At 56.6% G+C, this 24,027-nt stretch carries 20 protein-coding genes; 15 read left to right on the top strand and 5 right to left on the bottom strand.

The features are described from left to right. Positions 1–133 precede the first annotated feature (133 nt). From rpoN to ABGT88_RS00945, 5 genes are read left to right on the top strand one after another with little or no spacing between them, the layout of a single operon-like run. Positions 134–1,603, top strand: a complete 1,470-nt coding sequence (rpoN, locus tag ABGT88_RS00965; RefSeq protein WP_087407837.1) for an RNA polymerase factor sigma-54 — start codon at positions 134–136, stop codon at positions 1,601–1,603. A gap of 24 nt (positions 1,604–1,627) precedes the next feature. Then, positions 1,628–2,242 carry a hypothetical protein gene (locus tag ABGT88_RS00960; RefSeq protein WP_346699918.1) on the top strand — a complete coding sequence of 205 codons (615 nt, stop codon included), beginning with the start codon at positions 1,628–1,630 and terminating at the stop codon, positions 2,240–2,242. A gap of 22 nt (positions 2,243–2,264) precedes the next feature. Next, a complete protein-coding gene (purE, locus tag ABGT88_RS00955) occupies positions 2,265–2,771 on the top strand; it encodes a 5-(carboxyamino)imidazole ribonucleotide mutase (protein WP_087407839.1) in 507 nt (168 codons plus the stop codon). A gap of 27 nt (positions 2,772–2,798) precedes the next feature. Beyond that, a complete protein-coding gene (locus ABGT88_RS00950; RefSeq protein WP_346699916.1) occupies positions 2,799–4,610 on the top strand; it encodes a 4-hydroxy-3-methylbut-2-en-1-yl diphosphate synthase in 1,812 nt (603 codons plus the stop codon). Positions 4,611–4,627: 17 nt separating this feature from the next. Further along, the gene (locus tag ABGT88_RS00945; protein WP_087407841.1) at positions 4,628–6,001 is read left to right on the top strand and encodes an MATE family efflux transporter; all 1,374 of its coding nucleotides are present in this window, start codon (positions 4,628–4,630) and stop codon (positions 5,999–6,001) included. Between the two features lie 139 nt (positions 6,002–6,140). Here the strand turns inward: ABGT88_RS00945 and ABGT88_RS00940 are convergent, their stop codons facing one another. Further along, positions 6,141–6,602, bottom strand: coding sequence for an Lrp/AsnC family transcriptional regulator (locus ABGT88_RS00940; protein WP_025278550.1), 462 nt, complete (start codon positions 6,600–6,602; stop codon positions 6,141–6,143). A 295-nt stretch (positions 6,603–6,897) separates the two neighbouring features. Between ABGT88_RS00940 and ABGT88_RS00935 the strand changes: the two genes are divergently transcribed. The 7 genes from ABGT88_RS00935 to ABGT88_RS00905 are packed head-to-tail and all read left to right on the top strand — an operon-like array spanning position 6,898 to position 13,691. Next, positions 6,898–7,551, top strand: a complete 654-nt coding sequence (locus ABGT88_RS00935; RefSeq protein WP_258327609.1) for a TetR/AcrR family transcriptional regulator — start codon at positions 6,898–6,900, stop codon at positions 7,549–7,551. Between the two features lie 47 nt (positions 7,552–7,598). After that, on the top strand, positions 7,599–8,852 hold the full coding sequence (locus tag ABGT88_RS00930) for a TolC family protein (protein WP_346699913.1): 1,254 nt from the start codon (positions 7,599–7,601) through the stop codon (positions 8,850–8,852). 27 nt (positions 8,853–8,879) lie between these two features. Then, positions 8,880–9,782 (top strand): HlyD family efflux transporter periplasmic adaptor subunit, encoded by a 903-nt coding sequence (locus tag ABGT88_RS00925; RefSeq protein WP_346699911.1) that lies wholly within the window; start codon positions 8,880–8,882, stop codon positions 9,780–9,782. A 12-nt stretch (positions 9,783–9,794) separates the two neighbouring features. Further along, positions 9,795–10,718, top strand: coding sequence for an ABC transporter ATP-binding protein (locus ABGT88_RS00920; RefSeq protein WP_346699909.1), 924 nt, complete (start codon positions 9,795–9,797; stop codon positions 10,716–10,718). Next, positions 10,715–11,458, top strand: coding sequence for an ABC transporter ATP-binding protein (locus ABGT88_RS00915; RefSeq protein WP_087407846.1), 744 nt, complete (start codon positions 10,715–10,717; stop codon positions 11,456–11,458). Before ABGT88_RS00920 ends, ABGT88_RS00915 begins: the two co-directional genes overlap by 4 nt. A 4-nt stretch (positions 11,459–11,462) precedes the next feature. Next, on the top strand, positions 11,463–12,566 hold the full coding sequence (locus ABGT88_RS00910) for an ABC transporter permease (RefSeq protein WP_346699907.1): 1,104 nt from the start codon (positions 11,463–11,465) through the stop codon (positions 12,564–12,566). Between the two features lie 15 nt (positions 12,567–12,581). Beyond that, on the top strand, positions 12,582–13,691 hold the full coding sequence (locus tag ABGT88_RS00905) for an ABC transporter permease (RefSeq protein ID WP_087407848.1): 1,110 nt from the start codon (positions 12,582–12,584) through the stop codon (positions 13,689–13,691). Between the two features lie 158 nt (positions 13,692–13,849). Here ABGT88_RS00905 and ABGT88_RS00900 read toward each other — a convergent pair whose 3' ends face one another. After that, positions 13,850–14,647 carry an FKBP-type peptidyl-prolyl cis-trans isomerase N-terminal domain-containing protein gene (locus tag ABGT88_RS00900; protein WP_158096831.1) on the bottom strand — a complete coding sequence of 266 codons (798 nt, stop codon included), beginning with the start codon at positions 14,645–14,647 and terminating at the stop codon, positions 13,850–13,852. 94 nt (positions 14,648–14,741) lie between these two features. After that, the gene (locus tag ABGT88_RS00895) at positions 14,742–15,326 is read right to left on the bottom strand and encodes an FKBP-type peptidyl-prolyl cis-trans isomerase (protein WP_346699904.1); all 585 of its coding nucleotides are present in this window, start codon (positions 15,324–15,326) and stop codon (positions 14,742–14,744) included. A gap of 244 nt (positions 15,327–15,570) precedes the next feature. Between ABGT88_RS00895 and ABGT88_RS00890 the strand changes: the two genes are divergently transcribed. Continuing rightward, positions 15,571–16,269: an NAD-dependent deacylase gene (locus tag ABGT88_RS00890; protein WP_087407851.1), complete on the top strand. Its 699-nt coding sequence runs from the start codon at positions 15,571–15,573 to the stop codon at positions 16,267–16,269. 82 nt (positions 16,270–16,351) lie between these two features. On the opposite strand, the gene ABGT88_RS00885 is transcribed toward ABGT88_RS00890, so the two are convergent. Then, complete coding sequence (locus tag ABGT88_RS00885) at positions 16,352–18,175, bottom strand: Na/Pi cotransporter family protein (protein WP_087407852.1); 1,824 nt, start codon at positions 18,173–18,175, stop codon at positions 16,352–16,354. A 183-nt stretch (positions 18,176–18,358) separates the two neighbouring features. On the opposite strand from ABGT88_RS00885, the gene ABGT88_RS00880 reads away from it, so the two are divergent. Continuing rightward, positions 18,359–20,032 (top strand): nucleoside kinase, encoded by a 1,674-nt coding sequence (locus ABGT88_RS00880; protein WP_087407853.1) that lies wholly within the window; start codon positions 18,359–18,361, stop codon positions 20,030–20,032. A gap of 95 nt (positions 20,033–20,127) precedes the next feature. On the opposite strand, the gene ABGT88_RS00875 is transcribed toward ABGT88_RS00880, so the two are convergent. Continuing rightward, positions 20,128–21,102: a polyprenyl synthetase family protein gene (locus ABGT88_RS00875; RefSeq protein ID WP_087407854.1), complete on the bottom strand. Its 975-nt coding sequence runs from the start codon at positions 21,100–21,102 to the stop codon at positions 20,128–20,130. A gap of 117 nt (positions 21,103–21,219) precedes the next feature. Here ABGT88_RS00875 and polA point away from each other — a divergent pair, with 117 nt between their 5' ends. Then, positions 21,220–24,009 carry a DNA polymerase I gene (gene polA, locus ABGT88_RS00870; RefSeq protein ID WP_346699901.1) on the top strand — a complete coding sequence of 930 codons (2,790 nt, stop codon included), beginning with the start codon at positions 21,220–21,222 and terminating at the stop codon, positions 24,007–24,009. Positions 24,010–24,027: the final 18 nt, after the last annotated feature.

Raw genomic sequence — 24,027 nt, 5'->3', positions numbered from 1 at the left:
CGTATATCATCCCGATATACGGCTCTTTTTTTTCGCCTACCTCAAACAGATATTGCGCGGGGTTAAAAATTCTCATTTTTTTACTTATTTAGCGTAAAAATCGTTACCTTCGTTTGCAAATGATTCTCGGCCTATGGCAGCACTGAAACAGCAGCTACAACAGAAGCTGCAACAAAAGCTCTCACCCCAGCAGATACAGCTCATCCGGCTCCTCGAACTTACCGAAGTGGAGTTTGAAGAGCGCGTGCAACAAGAGCTGGTCGACAACCCCGCCCTGGAAGAGGGCCGGGAAGAAAGCCTCGACAGCCTGAACGACTACAACCCCAACGCCGACGAAGACGGGAATCCCACCGAATCGGCCGAAGAGCTCTCGCTGGGCGACTACCGCACCGAAGACGACATCCCCGACTACCGGCTCGAGGCCGACAACTTCTCGAAAGACGACAAGAAAGAGGATATTCCCTTTGTCTCGGCTTCGTCGTTCCACGACTACCTCGAGAGCCAGTTGGGCGAACAGCCGCTCGACGACACCTCGTATCAGATTGCCCAATATATCATCGGCAACATCGACGACAACGGCTATCTGCAGCGCCCCATCCAGGCCATCACCGACGACCTCATCTTTCAGGTGGGGCTCGACGTACCGGTGAGTCAGGTCGAGGATATTCTGCAAATGATTCAGGAGTTCGAACCTGCCGGTGTGGGGGCCTCGAACCTGCGCGAATGCCTGCTGCTGCAGCTCGAGCGTCACGAGGGTACACCCGCCAACCTGCTGGCCTACAAAATCGTGGACCAGATGTTCGACGAGTTTTCCAAGAAGCACTACGACAAAATCATGCGCCAGTGCAACGTGAGCGAAGAGGAGCTGAAACAGGCCATTCACGAAATCACCCTGCTCAATCCCAAGCCGGGCAGTGCCTGGAACAACAGCTACTCGGGCAACTCGGAGCACCACATCATCCCCGACTTCTACGTCGAGGCTCAGGATGGCGAGCTCACCATCAGCCTCAACAACAGCAATATACCCGAGCTGCACGTAAGCCGCGACTATCAGGACATGCTGGAAGACTACTCGTCGAACAAACAGAACCAGACCCGCGACAAACGCGATGCCCTCTTGTTTGTCAAGCAGAAACTCGACGCGGCCCAGTGGTTTGTCAACGCCGTGAAACAACGGCAAGAGACACTGCTCAAGACCATCACGGTCATCGTCGAGCTGCAAAAGGAGTTTTTCCTCACCGGCGACGAGCGTACCCTCAAGCCGATGATTCTGAAAGATGTGGCCGAGCGTACCGGCTACGACATCTCTACCATCTCGCGGGCCAGCAACAGCAAGTATGTGCAAACAAATTTCGGTATTTATCCGTTAAAATATTTCTTCTCCGAGGCCATGCAGAACGATGCCGGCGAAGAGGTCTCGACCCGCGAAATCAAACGACTGCTGCAAGAGCTGGTCGACCACGAAGACAAGCGCAAGCCGCTCTCCGACGACAAGCTGTGCGAGATGCTGCAACAGAAGGGATACCCCATAGCACGACGTACCATCGCCAAGTATCGTGAGCAGCTCTCCATCCCCGTGGCCCGGTTGCGCAAAGAGATTTGAACGACTAAAAAAACATAACGACTTATGAACAAACTGGCAACCCTACTGTCGACCGTGTTTCATCCGCTGCTCATGCCTACCTACGGCATCGCCATCGCGCTCTACACGTCGTACATGCGCATCTTCGGCGACCGCCTGCTGGGCATCGTCATCGTGGGGGTGTTGCTCACGACCTGCATACTCCCCTCGCTGGGCATCTATATCCTCTACAAACTGGGGCACATCAGCGACTTCAGGCTGCACGAACGCACCGAGCGTACCATCCCCTACCTCATCAACTTCGCCTGCTACGTAGCCTGCTACCTCTATCTCTACCGGTTCGGGATACCCGGCTGGATTATCGCCTTCATCGCGGGTGCCATCGTCGCGCTCATCATCTCGCTCTTCATCAACCGGTACTGGAAGATAAGCGCCCACATGGTGGCAGCCGGCTCCATGGTGACGCTGGTATTTCTGATGAGTTTCTACAGCCTCATGCTCACCCCCTATATCCTGCCGCTGCAGATTGCCTCTGTGCTGCTGGCCGGTGCCATAGGCTCGTCGCGCATCCTGCTCAAACGCCACACGCTGGGACAGGTAGGCGCCGGATTTGCCCTGGGGATACTCTGCTGCGGGTCGATGTTCTTTATTTTTGCATAACCGATAAGTAATATATACCATTATGAAACCTGTTGTAAGTATAATCATGGGGAGCACCTCCGACCTCCCCGTCATGGAGAAAGCCGCCAAGCTGCTCGACGAGTGCGAAATCCCCTTCGAGATGCTGGCCCTCTCGGCACACCGCACCCCGGCTCAGGTCGAGGAGTTTGCCAAAGGAGCCAAAGCCCGCGGCATCAAAGTCATTATCGCTGCGGCCGGCATGGCTGCACACCTGCCCGGCGTCATCGCCTCGATGACCCCGCTGCCCGTCATCGGTGTGCCCATCAAATCGGGCATGGAGGGTCTCGACGCCCTGCTGGCCATCGTGCAGATGCCCCCGGGAATCCCCGTAGCTACCGTAGGTATCAACGCCTCGCTCAATGCCGCTATCCTGGCTACCCAGATGCTGGCCCTGGGCGATGCCGCCATTGCCGAAAAGGTGGAGCGATATAAAGCCGGACTCACCCAGAAAATCGTGGCCGCCAACGAGGCTCTGGCCGAAGTCAAATACAAATTCAAAACCAACTAATCCCTATTCACGCCGTTCTCTTTTATCATGGACTATTACAACTACCGTCGCCGGGAAAGCAGCGTCGTACAGATAGGCGACACGCCTCTCGGAGGGTCGTACCCGATACGCATACAGTCGATGACCAACACCTCTACGCTCGACACCCCGGGCAGCGTAGAGCAGTGTATCCGCATTATCGAGGCCGGGGCCGACTATGTGAGACTTACCGCCCAGGGGGTGCGCGAGGCCGAAAACCTGGCCAATATCGAGAAAGAGCTTCATGAGCGGGGATACCACACCCCGCTGGTGGCCGACATCCACTTCAACCCCAAGGCGGCCGACGCAGCGGCCTGCACCGTCGAAAAGGTGCGTATCAACCCCGGTAACTTCGTCGACAGCGCCCGCACCTTCAAGCAGATAGACTACACCGACGAGGAGTATGCCGCCGAACTGAAACGCCTGCGGGAGCGGTTTGTCGCCTTCCTCGACATCTGCAAGGAGCACCACACGGCCATCCGGCTGGGAGTGAACCACGGTTCTCTCTCCGACCGCATCATGAGCCGCTACGGCGATACGCCGGCGGGCATGGTCGAGTCGTGCATGGAGTTCCTGCGCATCTGCCGCGACGAACATTTCGACAACGTAGCCATCTCGATCAAGGCCTCCAACACGGTGGTGATGGTAGCCACCGTGCGGCTGCTCATCCAGACGATGGATGCCGAGGGCATGCACTACCCGCTGCACCTGGGGGTGACCGAAGCCGGCGATGGAGAGGACGGACGGATAAAGTCGGCCGTGGGTATAGGCACCCTGTTGGCCGACGGTATAGGCGACACCATACGGGTTTCGCTAAGCGAAGCGCCCGAGGCCGAGGTGCCGGTGGCCCGCAAGCTGGTCGACTACATCACCGCCCGGGCCGGCCATGCTCCCATTGTGGCTCCCGAACTCTCGCTCGAGCAGTTGGCCGCCCGCCCCAAAGAGCACATCGAGGAGATTGGCGCCGGCGAACAGCCGGTGGTCCTGGCCGAGGGGAAACCCGGCGAGGGAGCCAAAGCCGACTTCTACTACACCCGCGACCAAGCGGCCGGGGGTGCGGTGCGTTCAATTGTCGACTATCCCCACTACCGGGGTGAGGCCCACACCTGCCCGCTCTTCCGGGCTGCCGACTGGCAAGCCCTGACCTCGTGCCAGGCTCCGCTGCGGTTCCTGCAGGCCGACACGACCGAACTGACCGAGCCGCTGCTCAACCGGTTGGCCAGCGAGAAGGGGGTGGTACTCATCGTCACCTCGCACCACATCAACCCTGTGGGCGACACGCGTGCTGCCTTGGCTCGGCTGACCGCAGCCGGCTGCACCTGCCCCGTGATACTGAAGCGAGACTATCGCGAGAACAACCCCGAGGAGCTGCAAGTGAAGGCCGGAGCCGATTTCGGCCCCTTCCTGCTCGATAGCCTCATCGACGGTATCTACCTCTGCAACGAGGGAGAAATAGCCGCACAGAGCCTCACAGACTACATGTTCACCATTTTGCAGGCCGCCCGCAAGCGGTTCAGCAAGACCGAATACATCTCGTGCCCCAGTTGCGGACGCACCATGTTCGACCTGCAAACGACTCTGGCCCGGGTCAAGGCGGCCACCTCGCATCTGACCGGACTCAAAATAGGTGTCATGGGCTGTATCGTAAACGGTCCCGGCGAGATGGCTGATGCCGACTACGGCTACGTGGGTGCCGGTCGCAACCGGGTGAGCCTCTACAAAGGCAAGAGCTGTATCGAAAAGAACATACCCGAGGAGCAGGCTATCGAAAAGCTCATCGCCCTCATCAAAGCCAACGGCGACTGGTGCGACCCCGCTTGAGATTTCTGACCTGAACGATGAACGACAGCAAGAACAACATTCGCGCCGAACTGGCCACGCTCCCCGTGGGCAAACTGCTTTGGCGGTACTCGGTACCGGCCATCGTGGGGACGATGGTCATGTCGCTCTACAACGTAATCGACCGCATCTTTATCGGGCAAGGTGTGGGCCCCGACGCCATATCGGGGCTGGCCCTCACCTTCCCCATCATGTCGATTTCGGGAGCCATCGGCATGCTGGTCGGACAGGGTGCGGCGGCCCGCATCTCGATTGTGATGGGACAGGACGACAAGGAGAAGGCCGAGAAGATTCTGGCCAACAGCCTCATCCTCTCCGTCACCTTCGCCCTCTGCTACCTCTCGCTCTTCGTCATCTTCATGGACGACATTCTGCGCAGCTTCGGCGGCAGCGACCGCACCATACCCTATGCCCGCGAGTTCCTGCTCTACATCATGCCCGGCATGCTCTGCACCAACCTGTGCTACAGCTTCAACAACATGATGCGGGCCTCGGGCTATCCCGGCAAGGCCATGTACACGATGCTCATCGGCGCCTTCTCCAACCTCGTTCTCGCCCCCATCTTCATCTTCGGCCTCAAGCTAGGCATCAAGGGGGCGGCCATCGCTACCGACATAGCCATGGCCATCTCGGCGGTTTTCGTGATGGCACACTTCTGCAACACCCGCAGCAACGTGCGGTTCCACCGCCGGTACTTCAAGCTCGAGTGGGCCATCCTCATCAACATCGTCTCCATAGGCATGTCGCCCTTCCTGGTCAATATCGCCAGCAGCGTAATCAACGCCATCATCAATACCTCGCTCTACCGCTACGGAGGCGACGAGGCCATTGGTGCCTTCGGCATCTTCAACAGCTACGCCACCCTGGTGGTGATGCTCATCGTGGGGCTGTGCCAGGGCATGCAGCCCGTCGTGGGCTACAACTACGGAGCCGGCAACTACGACCGCATGAAACGGGCCTTCAAGATTACCTGTGTCGTGGCCACCCTCTGCGCCACGGTGGGGTGGATAGGTTCCACCTTCTTCCCCTACTACATCATACGGGCCTTTACCACTGACGAACATCTTATCGACGTGGCTATACACGGCATGCGCATCGCCATGGGCGTCTTCCCCATCGTGGGCATCCAGATGGTCGCCACCAACCTGTTCCAGTCGCTGGGCATGGCCTCGAAGGCCATCTTCATGAGTCTTACGCGGCAGGTCATCTTTCTCATACCGCTGCTGCTCATCTTCCCCCGCCTGTTCGAACTGAACGGCGTGTGGGGCGCCATGCCGGTATCCGACACGATTGCCACCCTCGTCACCCTGCTGATGCTCTGGCAAACCAACCGGAAACTGGGGCAAAACAATCGGGTAACGCCCGCCGCTTGAGAAAATACGGCATGCTTCCCCCATGGATTATTATCCAACCCGCTGATAACAAACGAGGATGGCCCCGCGCTACATGAGTCGAAGCCATCCTCGTCTTTATACGTCGAGTCTGCACAGCGTGTCCCGTGCAAATCGTTGCTTACTCCTTCATCACCGGAATTTCGCGGTTCATGCTCTGTTCGAGCGAGATAAGCGTCTCGGTCGAAACTACCCCCTTGATGTGCTGAATCTTGTCGTTCAAGAGCTCCATCAGATGCTCGTTGTCCCGGGCATAGAGCTTGCACAACATCGTATAGGGACCTGTGGTAAAGTGGCACTCCACTACCTCGGGAATCTTTTCGAGCTCGGGAACTACATCGCGATACATCGACCCCTTCTCCAACTTCACCCCAATATAGGTACAAGTTCTGAAACCCAGCGACTTGGGGTTCACATGATACCCCGAACCGGTAATCACGTGCATATCGATCATGCGCTGTATGCGCTGGTGAATAGCCGCACGCGAAACGCCGCACTCGGCGGCTACGTCTTTCGACGGAATGCGAGCATTGCGCATTATAATCTCGAGAATCTGACGATCTAAATTATCTATCTTTTCCATAAAATTTTATTTACATAAATCATTTTGCGACAAAAATATCACTTCTTTTTGAATATACAACTATGTTTTAGCTATTTTTTTGACAAAAAGATACTCCCCTTACTAAAAACAGATGGCTTATTGAGCCTTTATAAGATACTTTTTCATAAAAAAATAAAGAATACAGAAGGGCTGAAACACTTTTCGAAGCGAACTGCCGCCTCCCCGATTGTGTTAAAAATCGATTTTTTATTGTCGGTTTTGTCCAGAATAGTTATAATTGCAATTAACAGCGCTGTTAAACAAAACACGACCTATGTCACAAGCCAAACCCAACACCAAAAGAAAGAATACCGAGGGGGCCGTCATGGCGGCTGCCGAAGAGTTGTTTCTCGAGAAAGGATACCTGCTGGCCACTACGACCGAGATAGCCCGCCGGGCCGGTGTAACACACGCCATGCTACACTACTATTTCCAAACCAAGGAACAGATTTTCTTCAAGGTTCTCGACAAAAACCTGCACGAACTGTTTACCTCGGTACGCAATGCCATGTCGGCCGAAACTATTGCATTTTGGCCCAACCTGAAAGGTGGCGTAATCCGTCTGCTCGAATTCCTCGACCAGCATCGCCAACTGGTCAGTTTCCTGTACGACGTAGCCCGGCACAACCCCGAACTGCTGAACCGTTACCGCGAAAGCACCATAAGCCTCATTTCGGGACTTGCCGGCCATCACAAGGTCCTGCTCGACAACGAGGTGCGGGCCGGCCGGTGCAACCCCATCACCTTCGAACAACTGTTTCTCGACCTCATTTCGCTGAGCTTCTCGACCTACATGTCGGTACCGGTGATGGAACAGGCGGTGGGAATGCCGCGTGACCAGATAGACCAGGCCCTGAAGAGGCGGCACGACGAGATTATCGCCCTGCTCTACCACCGGCTGTACGGCCGATGTGAGCCCGACCGATAACCGGGAAAGAAGGAATCAAAAACAAGGAGCATTTTAACGAGAGAGATATGATGAAAAGATGGGTTTTTCTTATCCTGTGGGCCGGTATCGCCAGTGCGGCCGCCGCTCAAGTGACCCTGAGCGATTGTGTGGAAAAGGCCCGCAACAACTACCCGCAGATACAGGAGCTCGGCCTCATCCGTGAAGCCGAGAAATACGATTTGTCCACCGCCAGCCAGAGCTGGCTGCCGCAACTCACCATCAGCGGCAAAGCCCAATATCAGTCGAAGGTGGTCGAGATGCCGTTCGAAATACCCGAGTTCAAGTTCAACCTGCCTCACGACCAATATTCGCTGGTGGGCGAGTTGAGCCAAACCCTCTGGGACGGCGGCACGACGGCCAGCAAAAAGCGGCTGGTGAGCGCCGATGCCCAGATACAGAGCCAACAGGTAGAGGTATCGTTGTACAGCATCAGGCAGAAGGTGGAGAATATCTTCCTGGGCATCCTGCTTATCGACAAGCAGATTGCTCAAAACGAGATTGCCATCAAGAGCCTCTACCGCAACCGCGAGTCGGTGCTGGCGGGCATCGAGCACGGCGTGTCGTACAAGTCGGACTTGAGCATCGTCGATGTGAACATACTCAACTACAAGCAGACCATCTCGTCGCTGAACTCCGACCGCCAGGCCTACGTCGACATGCTCGGGCGGCTCACCGGCGAGGACCTGTCGCAAGCACAGTTCGTAGAGCCGCCGGTCGACCTGCAAATCGACACCACTACCCTGGCGCGGCCCGAACTGCAACTCTACAAGGCACAGCTGGAGCAGACCCGGGTACAGCGTCAGGATTTGCAGACCAACCTCTACCCCAAGTTCAATCTGTCGTTGCAGGGGGGTATCGGACGCCCGGGATTGAACATCCTGAAAAACGAGTTCGAACCCTACTACACCGTGGGGGTAAAGATGCAGTGGAATCTGGGAGCCCTCTATTCACGCAAGAACGACATCCGTAAGATAGCCGCACAGAAAGAGCGCATCGAGCGCGAGCAGGAGACCTTTGTCTTCAACACGATGCTCGATGTGACCGACCGCCTGAATGAGGTGCACAAAGCCCGGCAGGTGCTCGAGCAAGACAGCGAAATCATCAGACTGCGCGAGGATATTCGCCAAGCCGGCGAGGAGCAGTACAAGCAGGGGGTCATCATGCTCACCGACCTGATGGACATGATTGACGAGGAGTTCAACGCCCGGGTGGCCGAATCGCTCCACCAGGTGCAGCTCATCATGGCCATCTGCGACCTGAAGACCACTCTGGGACAGTAAACCGATACAAACCATAAACTCAAGACAATGAAAGAGAAAATTTTATACACAGCCCTGGCAACGGCACTTCTCACCCTCGGCAGTTGTGCCGACCACTCGCGCGACTTCGACGCCTGCGGTCAGATAGAGGCGACCGAGGTACTGGTTTCGGCCGAGGCCAACGGCCGCATCGTATCCCTGCAACTGACCGAAGGCGACCGGCTCACGGCCGGACAGACCGTGGGTGTCATCGACTCGGTACAGACCTACCTGCAGAAGCAGGAGCTCGTGCGCAAGCGGTCGAACACCCAGACCAAACTGGTAGACATCGACCGGCAACTGGCCTCGCAACAGGCCCAACTCGAAAAGCAGCAGGCCGACTACAAGCGGTACCAGGCTCTCGAGGCCAGGGATGCCGCTACCCAGAAACAGGTCGACGACCTCGCCTCGCAGATTGCCGTGACCCGGCGCGAGATGGCGGCCAAGAAACAGACCTACGAGCGCAACAACACGGGCATTCGCGAAGAGTTGGCCCTCTACGACGTGCAGATTGCCGAGAAGGAGGACCAGTTGAACAAATGCCGCATCGTGGCTCCTATCGACGGCACGGTGCTGACCAAGTTTGCCGAAGCGGGAGAGCTGGTGACGTCAGGGAAATCGCTCTTCAAGATGGCCGACCTGAAGCAGGTCTACGTGCGGGCCTACCTCACCACGGCCCAACTGGCCGAGGTGAAGCTGGGCGACACCGTGCAGGTGACCATCGAAGACGGTACCGACAAGCCCCGCCAATACGAAGGTCGGTTGGTATGGATTGCCGACGAGGCCGAGTTTACCCCCAAGAATATCCAGACCCAGGACGAGCGGGCCGATCTGGTCTATGCCGCCAAGGTGTCCCTCGAGAACGACGGCTTCCTCAAACTGGGCATGTATGCGTACGTCCGTTTCAAATAGAGAGGTGCAGCCATGGGAGCCATTGAAGTAGACGAGGTGAGCAAGCGATACGGGACCTGCCAGGCGTTGGAGCAGGTTTCGCTCGACATCGGGGCGGGCGAGATTTACGGCCTTATCGGACCCGACGGAGCCGGCAAGACCACACTCTTCCGCATACTGGTGACGCTGCTCCTTCCCGACAGCGGCCACGCCCGCGTCGAAGGGCTCGACGTGGTGAACGATTTCATGGCCATCAGGCGGCGCATCGGCTACATGCCGGGACGGTTCTCGCTGTACCAGGACCTGACGGTGGCCGAAAACCTCGACTTCTTCGCCACCATGTTCGGCACCACCGTAGCCGACAACTACGAAAACATCCGGGAGATTTACTCCCAGATCGAACCCTTCCGCGACCGGCGGGCCGGGAAACTGTCGGGCGGCATGAAACAGAAGCTGGCCCTTTGCTGTGCCCTGGTGCACCGCCCCACGGTACTCTTTCTCGACGAGCCCACCACCGGCGTCGATGCCGTGAGCCGCAAAGAGTTCTGGAACATGCTCTATCGCATCCGCGAGGCCGGCGTCACCATACTGGTATCGACCCCCTACATGGACGAGGCGTCGCTCTGCGACCGCATATCGCTCATCCAGCAGGGGCACATCATCGAGACCGGCACCCCGGCGGCCATCGTGGCCCAATATCCGCACCGGCTCTTCGGCGTGTCGGGCCACCCGGCCTATCCGCTGCTGAAGTATCTGCGGCGACGAAACGACCTGCTGCGGTGCTTCTCGTTCGGGTCGGAGCACCACGTGGCCGTCGCACCCGGCACCATTGCCCCCGACGAGCTGCAGACCCAGATTCGGGCAGCGGGATTCAGCGACGCAACGGTACACGAAATCGAGCCCAACATCGAAGATTGTTTCATGGAACTGGCTAAAAAAGAAAGGCAAAAGGCGTGAACGAAAATACCGACATCATCATCGTAGAGCAGTTGACCAAGAAGTTCGGCAACTTCACGGCGGTCGACCACATCAGCTTCAGGGTGCACCGGGGCGAAATCTTCGGATTCCTCGGGGCCAACGGAGCTGGCAAGACCACCGCCATGAAGATTCTGTGCGGCCTGAGCCTCCCCACCTCGGGCGGCGGCACGGTCAACGGGTACGACCTGTGCCGCGAACAGGAGAAAATCAAGCGTCACATCGGCTACATGAGCCAGAAGTTTTCGCTCTATGCCGACCTGAAGGTGTGGGAAAACATCCGCCTCTTCGGCGGCATCTACGGCTTGAGCGGCAAGCGCATCCGTCAAAAGAGCGACGAGATGCTGCGCTACCTGAACATGACCGACCTGAGAGACGAACTGGTGGGCGACCTGCCGCTGGGGTGGAAGCAGAAGCTGGCCTTCAGCATCGCCCTCATCCACGAACCGGCCATCGTCTTTCTCGACGAGCCTACCGGCGGTGTCGACCCCGAGACCCGGCGGCTCTTCTGGGACCTCATCTGCGAGACGGCCGAGGCGGGCACGACGATATTCGTCACCACCCACTACATGGACGAGGCCGAGTATTGCGACCGGGTGTCGATTATGGTCGACGGTGTCATTGCCGACCTCGACACCCCCGCAGCCCTGAAGCAACGCCATCAGGCGGCCGATATGGACGCGGTATTCCGTAAACTGGCCTACCAAGCCAAAAGAGAGTAAGGCTATGAAAGAGTTTTTGTCGTTCATCAAGAAAGAGTTCCGCCACATATTCCGCGACCGGCGCACCATCCTCATCGTGCTGGTGATGCCCATCGTGCAGATTATCCTCTTCGGCTTTGCCGTCAGTACCGAGGTGCACGATGCCCGGGTCGACGTGGTGGGCGACCTGGCCGACCCGTCGGTGAGGCAGACGGTGGCACGCATCGACCAGAACCCCTATCTGCACGTTACATCCGTATTGGGGTCGGTAGCCGAGGTGGCCGAGCGGTTCCGGGCCGGGAAGTCGGACGTGGCCGTCTGTTTCGAACGCAACTTCGACGAGCGGCTGCGTCACTACGACAAGGCATTCATACGGATACTCGGCGACGGGTCCGACCCCAATACGGCCCAAATGATTGTCAATTACGTGAACGGGGTATTGTCTACCGTGCAAAGCGAGTTGAGTGCGTCAGAGGGCACGCAAACGGCCTCGTTCCCGCACGTGCAATACATGTACAACCCCGCCGTGCGGTCGTCCTACAACTTCGTGCCGGGTGTCATGGGGCTTATCCTCATGCTAGTCTGCTCGATGATGACCGCCATCTCGATCGTGCGCGAGAAAGAGAGCGGCACCCTGGAGTTGCTGCTCGTCTCGCCCATCCGCCCCGTGGGAGTCATCGTCAGCAAGGCTATCCCCTACCTGGCGCTGTCGCTCATCAATCTGGTCACCATCCTGCTGCTCGCCCGCTTCGTGCTGGGCGTACCGTTGCGGGGCAGCCTGTTCCTGCTAGCGGTGGTGTCGGTGCTTTTCATTCTCGCATCGCTGGGCATCGGGCTGCTCATCTCGGTGGTTTCGGCCACCCAAAAGACGGCGCTGCTCATCTCGGGCATGGGACTCACGATGCCCACGATGATCTTCTCGGGCATCATCTTCCCCTGCGAGAGCATGCCCGTGATTTTGCAATACGTTTCGGATATTATCCCGGCCAAGTGGTACATCATCATGGTCAAGAAGGTAATGATCGAGGGGGTGGGTTTCAGCTACATCTACCCCGAGTTCATCATCCTGCTGGTGATGACGCTGTTTCTGCTGGTCGTGAGTGTAAGGCTATTTAAACGAAGATTATAATCGGGAGGTCGTTCTATGGTTCTACTTTATTTGCTGGAGAAAGAGTTCAAGCAGTTTTTCAGGGATCCCGGTCTGCCCAAGATGGCCATCGCCTTCCCGGTGCTGATGATGCTGGTATTTCCCTTTGCCGTGAGCATGGAGATACGCAACGTCGACCTGGTGGTGGTCGACAGCAACCGGTCGGTCGCCTCGTCGAAACTGGTAGAGAGCTGTACCGCATCGGGCTACTTCAACCTAGTGGAGGTGTGCGACGACCCGGCCCGGGCCATGCAGCTGATGGACCGGAACAAAGCCGACGCCATCCTGACCATCGAATCGGACTTCGACCGCTGTCTGGAGCGGGGCGAGGCGCTGCCCGTGGGGGTAAAGGTCAATACCATCAACGGCACGAAGGGGAGCATCGGGGCCGGTTACCTCACCTCGTGCATCCAACGCTACTACGCCGAGAATGCCCCGACCCAACCCACTACGGCAGCAGCCGGTCCGCAGCTCGACGTGTCGTCGAAATACTACTTCAACACCTATCTCGACTACAAGAAGTTCATGGTGCCGGCCCTCATCGTCATCGCCATCACCATGCTCACGGGCTTCTTTCCGGCCCTCAATATCGTGAGCGAAAAAGAGCGGGGCACCATCGAGCAGATCAACGTCACCCCCGTAAACCGGGGAGCCTTCATCCTCTGCAAACTCATACCCTACTGGCTGGTGGCCTTCTTCGTGCTCACGGCCTGCCTGCTGATTGCCCGCTGGGTATTCGGCTACACGTGTGCCGGGTCGGTGGGGTTGATGTACTTCTTCACGGCCGGCAACATTCTGGTGACAGCCGGCATGGGGCTGCTCATCTCCAACTACAGCGACAATGCCCAGCAGGCCATGTTTGTCACCTGGTTCTTCATGATGGTATTCATGCTGGTGAGCGGCATCTTCACCCCCATCGCCTCGATGCCCGGGTGGGCTCAGGCCATCACCTACCTGAATCCCATGCGCTACTATGCCGATGCCATGCGCGGCATCTACATCAAAGGCAGCTCGCTGGCCGATGTCTGGACCGATGCGGCGGGTCTGCTCACCATCGGAGCCGCGATGGTTTCGTGGGCTATCCTGAGCTACAAAAAGACTAATTGAATCTCAAAACTCACAACGAGGGGATCTACAAAAAAAGAAAGAGTTCGGTGCGATACCGAGCTCTTTCTCTCTATTTATGAAAATACAATCGTCTGGTTCAATCGCAAGGGTCGAGGCTCCTTGTGGCAACCCACTTCCCCTCACGGGAGGTTATCCTCTTATTTCAGAATATCCAGAACCTCAACCTCGAATACGAGAACCGAGTTGGTCGGGATCTTGTCGCCGGCACCACGTACACCGTAGCCCAGTTCGGCGGGGATATAGAGGATGTATTTGCCACCCTTTTGCATCAGTTGCAGACCTTCGCCGAAACCTTTCACTACACCGGCAGGCGAGAAGGTAGCGCTGGCATTGGCATCGAATTGAGTACCGTCGATCAATGTACCTTTGTACGATACTTTGGCACGTTGGTTGGCTTGAAGCGTTTCGCCTTGACCGGCTTTAACTACTTTGTAGAGCAGACCCGATTCGGTCTTTACTACACCCTCTTCTTTGGCTTTCTCGGCCAGGAAGGCTTCACCTTTAGCCAGGTTTTCTTTAGCTTCGGGAGACTCGGCCAAACGAGCGAGTTCCTCTTTTTCCTTAGCCTCGGCAGCAGCTCTGAAGATAGCGTCGAGAACGCCATTGGCCTCCATGTCCGAAATCAACAGCGTGGTATCGCCGGCCAAAGCCTTTTCGTAAGCCTGAATAAAGGTAGGCACATCGATTTCGAGGCCCGTGCCTTGCTTGATGTTTTTCAACATCTCTTTCACATAGAGACCCTGGCTCAAACCCATTTCATAAGAGCGTTGAGTCGAGTCCGATTTCATGGCAGCGGCAAAGCCTTTCATGAAGTCGCCGGTATCGATACCTTTCAGTTGGTCGTACATACCCGATTTCATGGCCTCGCCCAGACGGGCACCATTCGAAACACCCAGCGCATAGCTGGCACTATCGGCAGCGTTTTCGAGTTTCACAGCGGCTTTGTTTCCGCAAGACGACATTGCCGTAAGACCGGCAAGTGCCACAAAGAATAAAATACTTTTTTTCATTGTTTATGAGGTAAATAAATTACAATACTTTTATCAGTTCCACTTCGAAGATGAGCGTAGCGTTGGCCGGGATGCTGCCCCCTGCGCCCTGTTCGCCATATGCCAAATCGGAGGGTATGTAGAGTTTCCAGCGCGAGCCCTCGGGCATCAGTTGCAGAGCCTCTACCCAACCGGGTATTACCTGGTTGACCCCGAAGACGGCGGGAGTGCCCCGTTGTACCGAACTGTCGAATACCTGTCCGTCAATCAGCGTACCGTGATAGTGACACTGCACCTTGTCGGTAGACTTGGGTTTGCGGCCTGTACCCTCGGCGAGTACCTCGTATTGCAGACCGCTGGGCAAAACCACTACCTCGGGACGCTTGGCATTCTCGGCCAGGAAAGCCTCGCCGGCCCGCCGGTTCTCCTCGGCAATCTCGTTTTGCAGGTTGGTGAAATACTCGTTGATAATCTGTTTGGCCTCTTCGAAACTAATCTCGGGCTTCTCGTGCTTATATACAGCCTCTACGCCTTTGGCAAAGTCCTCGACATTCAGCGATTTAATACCCGAACCTAGGAAATTGTGCCCCATGCTGAGACCCAAAGCATAACTCAGTTTGTCCATTTTCTATTCTATTGTACAGTTAAGCAAACATAAATACAATATTTGCGTGGCGAAGATAGGGCTTTTATGCTTAATTCGATAAAATCTCCTTAAAAAAAAATATAATTTGCCCCCGAATAGCCCGGTACAGAAGCGTTTTTCAACATATTTTATACAAATCGTTTGCACCCGTCGCCCTTTTATGCTAATTTTAGGTGGGTTCTTCCCACACAAAAAGCGATAAACCTTTTTAAGTCTGCATGATATGAAAAAGAAACTGGTTGTTCTCACCGGAGCGGGCATGAGCGTAGAGAGCGGGCTCTCTACCTTCCGCGACAGCGGCGGCCTGTGGGACCGCTATCCCGTAGAAGATGTGGCTACCCCCGAGGGCTGGGAACGTAATCCCGCCCTGGTACAGGGATTCTACAACAAACGGCGCAAAGAGCTGTTGACCGTCGAGCCCAACGCGGGCCACAAGGGGCTGGCCGAGCTCGAGAAAGAGTACGACGTGACCATCATCACCCAGAATGTCGACAACCTGCACGAGCGGGCCGGCAGCACGCATGTGCTCCACCTGCACGGCGAGTTGACCAAGGTGCGGTCGGTCAAGGACGAAAGCCGGGTCTACGAACTCACCCCCGACCAGTACGAACTGGCCCCCGATGCCACCGACTCGCACGGCGACCGGCTGCGGCCGCACATCGTGTGGTTCGGCGAGGCGGTGCCCATGATCGAGCCGGCCATCCGCATCACCGAAGAGGCCGACATATTTGTGGTGATAGGTACCTCGCTCAACGTCTACCCCGCCGCCGGGCTGCTGGCCTATGTACGCCCGCAGGTACCCATCTACCTCATCGACCCCAAAGAGGTGCGGGTACCGATAAACCGCCCCGTACACGTCATCCAGAAGGGGGCTTCGGAAGGCGTGGCCGAACTGATCGAAGATTTACGACACGAGGCGTGACCTCGCTGCTGCTCCCCAATTACACACAGAGCCCGCGGATGTTTTCCGCGGGCTCTGTGCTATACGGCTATCACAAACCGGGTCAGGCGTGGCGTACCTCCTGCTGCTTGATGGCATCGACTACGTTGATGACATAGTCGCCCAGCCGCTCGCACTCCGAAATCATATCCATGTAATAGATACCGGCCTGATATTCGTAATGCTTGTTGTTGATATTCTCGATGTTCGATTTACGCAATTGATTGCGGAAGTTGTTGATTTCGCACTCCTTGTTGTACGAAATCATAATCTCGCTCATGGGAGGTTCGTTGCTCGACAAGAGCGCCACCATATTCGACAACGCCTCGGAGTTGAGGCGGAACATGGCGTCGATGTTGCTCACAATCTCGTCGTTGAAGACGATGTGCGAGTCTTGCTTGCGCTGCAGCGTGCGGGCCAGGTTGTAGCAGCAGTCGCCTATGCTCTCGATTTCGGTCACGATACTGAGCATGCCGTTTACCCGCATCTTGCCTTCGAAGCTCAACCGGCCACCCACTACCAGATTCAGGAACCCGGCAATCTCGAGCTCCATGCGGTCGCAAATCTGCTCGTACTTTTCGATGCGGTTATAGAGTTTCATATAGGCCTCGCTCCCCTCCTTCTCGTGCAAGAGGTCTTTCACCATGCCAAACATGCGTTGCACCCGCTCGGCATAGACGGCAATCTCCTGATGAGCCTGGGGCAAATTCAACTCCGAGGCCGAGAGCATACCACGCGAAATGAATTTCAACTGGAACTCCTCCTCGTTCTTGTCTTTCACCCGCACCAGGTGGGTGACAATCTTCTCGTAGAGCCCTGTAAACCAGATCATGATGGTTACGTTGATGACATTGAAGACCGTGTGGAACATCGACAGGCCGAACGATACCGAGAACTGCATGGCCTCGAAATGGGCCTTTTGCTGTTCAAAGTCGGGCGTATTCAGAGTGCCTCCGTTGTTGAGGGCATTGATGAGCGAAGGGTTGGTCTGCTCGTTGGCCGAGACGAAAGCCATCAGGTCGTTGGGATTGCCTACCCCCAGCGAGGTGCATATCCACACGATGAAGCGGATGAAGGGATAATAGAGAATCAACGTCCAAACCGACCCCAGCACGTTGAAGAGCAGGTGCCCCATGGCGGCCCGCTTGGCCGACACGTTGGCACTGATCGAGGCCAGCAACGGGGTAATGGTGGTACCTATGTTACTGCCCAGAATCAGGGCAGCGGCGATGTCGAAAGTAATCCATCCCTTGCTGCACATGATGAGCGAGATGGCCAGCGTGGCACTCGAGGCCTGCACAATCATCGTCACAATAGCGCCCACGGCACAGAATATCAGGATAGAGAGGAAACCCATCTGGGTATACGAGGTGAGGAACTCGAATATCTCGGGATTGCTTTTCAGGTCGGGAACCGAGTGGTTCAGGTAATCGAGACCCATGAAGAGGAACGAGAAGCCGATGAGAAACTCGCCCCACGACTTGCGGGTGCTGCTGCCCGAGAAGAGCAGCGGAGTGCCTATACCAATCAGAGGCAAGGCAAACAGCGTGATGTTGACTTTGAACCCGAAGATAGAGATAATCCAGGCCGTAACGGTGGTTCCCACATTGGCACCCATGATGACGGCCATCGACTGCCCCAGAGTCATCAGACCCGCATTGACGAAACTCACCACCATCACCGTCGAGGCCGACGAGCTCTGTATCAATGCTGTTATCAATATACCGGTAAACATTCCTGAAAACCGATTCTTCGTCATTACAGCCAGGATATTGCGCAGCCTGTCGCCCGCCACCTTCTGTAACCCCTCACTCATGACCTTCATGCCATACAGGAACAAGCCTACCGACCCGATTAAGGTCAAGAAGTCCAGAAATGTGTACTCCATAAAAGTTTCTTAAATAAGTTGTTTTATTATCCTCTTTGTGGTATATTTAACACTCAATCTTGCATCTGGAAAAAGCATTCGTTTGCAAATTTATACAAATAAAAATAGTTGCCCAGAGGAAAGATTGTTGTTTTACTTTTATTAACGAATTAAAGAAGGCTCTACCCTGAGCTGAAAACTACGATGGAAAGAGAAAAATTTGACGTTTTTTGTGTAAACACCGGAAAGACCATTCGCGTAGAAGGCGGTGAATCGCTGCTCGAAATTTACGAAATGGCCAAACCGCAACTGGCTCATCGTCCGGTATGTGCCTATGTCAACAACAAGACCGAAGAGTTGAGATACCGGGTATACGGCCCCAAGGACATAGAGTTTCTCGACATTACCCACCCCTCGGGCATGCGCACCTACGTGCGCTCGCTCTGCTTTGTCATGTACAAGGCCATCCGCGACATCGTGCCCGGCACACGACTGCGCATCGAGCACTCCCTTTCGCACGGGTACTACTGTCTGCTCGACAACCCCGAGGCACTGAAACCCGAAACTATCGCCCGCATCAAGGAGCGCATGGCCCAGATTATCGCAGCCGACATTCCTTTCGAGAAAATCGAGTGCCACACGGCCGATGCCATCGAGGTATTCCGGGCACAAGGCATGCTCGACAAGGTGGAACTGCTGCAGTCGACCCGCCAGCTCTACACCCAATACCATACCCTCGACGGACTGGCCGACTCGTATTACAGCTGGCTCACCCCCTCGACAGGCTACCTGCAGGGTTTCGACTTGATCAAGTACAACGGCGGGGTGCTGCTCGTGCCTCCTACCCCCGACGACCCCACCACGCCGGCTCCTATCGAACCGCAAGAGAAGATGTTGAACGCCTTTAAGGAGTACCTCACCTTCAATCACATCGTGGGGTTGAGCAACATCGGCGACTTGAACCAGGTGGTCGAGAACCGCCAGGCGACCGACCTCATCAAGGTGGCCGAGGCGCTGCACGAGAAGAAAATCAGCAAGATTGCCGACGACATCACCCGCCGATACCACGAGGAGGGCACCCGCATCGTGCTCATCTCGGGGCCCTCGTCATCGGGTAAGACCACCTTCTCCAAACGGCTCTCGATACAGTTGATGACCAACCTGCTCAAGCCGGTGGCCATCTCGCTCGACAACTACTTTGTCAACCGCGAGGATACTCCCCGCGACGAGACGGGCGACTACGACTACGAGTCGCTCTATGCCCTCGACCTCGACCTCTTCAACAAAGACCTCAACCGGCTGTTGCAAGGCGAGACGGTACCGATGCCTACCTACAATTTCGAGACCGGCAGCCGCGAGTACCGAGGCAACACCCTGAAGCTCGACGAGGGGGCCGTGCTCATTCTCGAAGGCATCCACGGGCTGAATCCCGACCTGACGCCTCAAATCGAGCCGCACCTGAAGTACCGCATCTACGTCTCGGCCCTCACCACCATCTCAATCGACGACCACAACTGGATACCCACGGCCGACAACCGGCTGCTGCGCCGCATCATCCGCGACTTCAAATACCGCGGTGCCTCGGCCCAAAGCACCATAGCCCGCTGGGGTAGCGTGCGCCGGGGCGAAGAGAAGTGGATTTTCCCCTACCAGGAGAATGCCGACGCCATGTTCAACTCGTCGCTCCTCTTCGAGCTGGCCGTGATGAAAGATTATGCACAGCCCATTCTCAGCGCCGTGCCGCACAACTGCCGCGAATATGCCGAGGCTCACCGTCTGCTCCACTTCCTGGGCTACTTCCAGTCGATCAACCAGCGCGAGATACCGCCTACCTCGCTTCTGCGCGAGTTCCTCGGCGGCAGCAGCTTCAAATATTGATACCTGCATTCACCCCATAAACGACCAACGGGACTGCCCTCGTGAGCAGTCCCGTTGTCGTATCTCTCTGGTCTCCTGGAAAGAAAACTGTCTTCTTACTTTTCGCGCTCGATCGTATAGTCGAGTATGGAGATGAGCGCATCGACCGTCTCCGAAGGGGGGAATCCCTCGAGCAGAGCCACGGCCTCGTTGCGTATCCGCTTCATGGTCTCGTAGGCATAGTCGATACCACCCTCGCGTTTGGCATACTCGATGAGCGTGTGCACACTCTCGGCCGAGAGATGCTCCTCGTTCAACAAGGCCCGCATCCGTTCGTTCTCCTCGCCCTTACCCTGTGTAATGGCATGGATGAGCGGCAGGGTGAGCTTCCCTTCGCGCAGGTCGTTGCCGGTGGGTTTGCCTATCACCTTGTCTTCGAAATAGTCGAATATGTCGTCTTTAATCTGGAAACAGAGACCCAGCTTTTCGCCAAACTGCCCCAACCGCTCTACATCGGCTTCGCAGGCTCCGGCCGCCAAGGCGCCCACCTGCATGCAGGCATAGAAGAGCGATGCCGTCTTGCGGCGAATTACCTCGAAATAGGCATCCTCGTCAAGGCGATGTTCCCGGGCATTGGAGAGCTGGTCTATCTCCCCGCGAGCCAGCTCGCGACCCAACACACCCAAACTGGCAATGATGGCCATCTGGTTGGTCCGCACCGAACAGGCCAGGGCACACGACACGAAATAGTCGCCCGTCAGCACCGCAATGCGGTTGTCGTACAGATGGTTGATCGTAGGCAGCCCCCGGCGTTTCTGCGACTCGTCTACCACATCGTCGTGTATCAGGCTGGCGTTGTGCAACAACTCCAGCGAGGCGGCGGCATCGATTGCTTCGCGTGGTACCGGGCCGAACAGTTTTGCGCACAACAATACCAGAATAGGCCTTATCTGCTTGCCTTTACTCTCGAGATAGGTGTTGATTACCTCGTTCATCAAGGGACTGTTCGTGTGCAGTGTCTCGGTAAGGGTCTTATTCAGTAAGTCGAGCTCGTCGGTTATAGGTTGCCGTATGACCAAAAGTTTATCCATATCAATTTATTCTGCTGCAAAAATAGTAATAAAACAAAAGAATCCGTATTTTTATCGTAATTTTACCGCATTGCAATGACGCTTTTTTAATTCTTATCTACAAACCGCATATCCGACATGCAAGAGAAAAGACTATTTCTGTTAGACGCCTACGCGCTCATCTACCGCTCTTACTACGCATTCATCAAGAACCCCCGAATCAACTCCAAAGGTGTAAACACTTCGGCCATTCTGGGGTTTGTCAATACACTCGAAGAGTTGCTCAAGAAAGAGAATCCTTCGCACATCGCCGTGGGGTTCGACCCCCAGGGTCCCACCTTCCGTCACGAGGCCTACGAGCAATACAAGGCCCAGCGTGAGGAGACACCCGAGGTGATACGCTACTCGGTGCCCATCATCAAGCAGATTATCGAGGCCTACAACATCCCCATCATCGAGGTGCCCCGCTTCGAGGCCGACGACGTGATAGGCACTCTGGCCAAACTGGCCGAGAAGGAGGGTTTCGATACCTACATGATGACCCCCGACAAGGACTACGGACAACTGGTATCGCCCCACATCTTCATGTATCGCCCCAAGTTCGGCGGCGACTTCGAGATACTGGGCCCCGACGAGATAAAGGCCAAATACGGCATCGACTCGCCCGAGCAGGTCATCGACATTCTGGGCCTCATGGGCGACAGCTCCGACAACATACCGGGCTGCCCCGGCGTGGGTGAGAAGACCGCCGTGAAACTCATCGCCGACTTTGGCGGCATCGAGAATCTGCTGGCCCACACCGACCGGCTGAAGGGGGCCCTCAAGACCAAAATCGAGACCAACCGCGAGCAAATCGAGTTCTCCCGATTCCTGGCCACCATCCGCACCGATGTGCCCCTGACCTTCGACGAAGTGGCCCTGCGCCGCGAACCGGTCAACGGCGAGAAGCTGCGCCCCATCTTCGAAGAGCTGGAGTTCCGCACCCTCACCGAACGGGTGCTGGGCAACAAAGCGGCCACGGCCGCCGCGCCCAAACCGGCTCCGCAGCGCTCGCTCTTCGACCAGGCTCCGCAACCTGCCGAAGAGGCTGCCGACGAAAAGCCGGCCGAGTCGAAGCTGGCCGACATCCACACCGTACCCCACACCTACCACCTCGTCGATACCGCCGAAAAGAAGTGGGACCTCGCCGCCCTGCTGGCCTGCGCCCCGGCCTTTGCCTTCGACACCGAGACAACCGGCATCGACCCCATGAGCGTCGAACTGGTAGGACTCTCGTTTGCCCTCAAGGAGCACGAAGCCTACTACGTGCCCGTGCCCGACGACCAGGAGAAGGCCCGCGAAACGGTGCGCATCTTCAAGTCGGCCCTCGAAAACCCGGCCTCGCTCAAGATCGGGCAGAATATCAAATACGACTACATCGTGCTGCACAACTACGGGGTCGAGGTCAAAGGCAACCTCTTCGACACCATGGTGGCCCACTACCTGCTGCAACCCGAACAGTACCACAACATGGACTATCTGGCCAGCATCTATCTGGGTTACAAGACGGTGGAAATCGAAGAACTCATCGGCCCGAAGGGGAAAAAGCAGCTCTCCATGCGTCAGGTACCCGTCGAGCAGGTCTACCCCTATGCCGCCGAGGATGCCGACGTGACCCTGCAACTGAAAAACCGGCTCGAAAAGGAGCTGGCCAAAGATAAGATGGAGAAGCTCTTCTACGAGATGGAGATGCCCCTCACCCGAGTGCTCGCCGACATGGAGATTGCCGGTGTCAATGTAGACACGGCCGAACTGAAAAGCTCGTCCGACCTGCTCACCCGCCGCCTGGGCGAACTCGAACAGGAGATTTACCAGCTGGCCGGTACCACCTTCAACGTGAGTTCGGCCCGACAGGTGGGCGAGATTCTTTTCGAACGGCTCAAAATCGACGAGAAGGCCAAGAAGACCAAGACCGGACAATACTCCACCACCGAAGAGATACTGGAGAAACTGCGTTCGCGGCATCCCATCGTGGGCAAGATTCTCGACCAGCGCGGCATCCGCAAGCTGCTGAGCACCTATATCAACGCCCTGCCCGAGCTCATCAATCCCAAGACGGGGAAGATTCACACCTCGTTCAACCAGACGGTCACCGCCACCGGGCGCCTCAGTTCGAGCAACCCCAACCTGCAGAACATCCCCATACGCGACAACGAGGGACGCGAGATTCGCCGCGCCTTCGTGCCCGACCCGGGATGCCTCTTCTTCTCGGCCGACTACTCCCAGATAGAGCTGCGCATCATGGCCCACCTGAGCGGCGACCCGCACATGATCGGGGCCTTCCGCGAGGGGTCGGACATCCACGCCGCCACGGCTGCCAAAATCTACAAGATACCTATCGGTGAAGTCACGGCCGACATGCGCCGGAAGGCCAAGACGGCCAACTTCGGCATCATCTACGGCATCTCGGTATTCGGGCTGGCCGAACGGCTCAACATCCCCCGCAGCGAGGCCAAAGAGCTAATCGACGGCTATTTCGAGAGCTACCCGCAAATCAAGGAGTACATGAACAAGAGCATCGAGGTGGCCCGCGAAAAGGGTTACGTCGAGACCATCTGCGGCCGCAAGCGCATGCTCCCCGACATCCATTCGCACAACAGCGTGGTGCGGGGATATGCCGAACGAAACGCCATCAACGCCCCCATCCAGGGCAGTGCCGCCGACATCATCAAGATTGCCATGATTCGCATCGCCCGGCGATTCGAAGAGGAGGGGCTGAAGAGCCGCATGATTCTGCAGGTGCACGACGAACTCAACTTCAACGTCCCGACCGACGAACTCGAACGGGTGCAGGAAATCGTACGCCACGAGATGGAGAACGCCTACCCCTTGCAGGTACCGCTGGTTGCCGACTATGGTACCGGCCACAACTGGCTCGAGGCCCATTGACCCCAAAATAACAGCGCG

Source organism: Barnesiella sp. An22 (genome assembly GCF_963931395.1).
Taxonomy (GTDB): Bacteria; Bacteroidota; Bacteroidia; order Bacteroidales; family Barnesiellaceae; genus Barnesiella; species Barnesiella merdigallinarum.
Note: the sequence above shows the minus strand (reverse complement) of the source record. Positions and strands in the feature narration are given on the sequence as shown.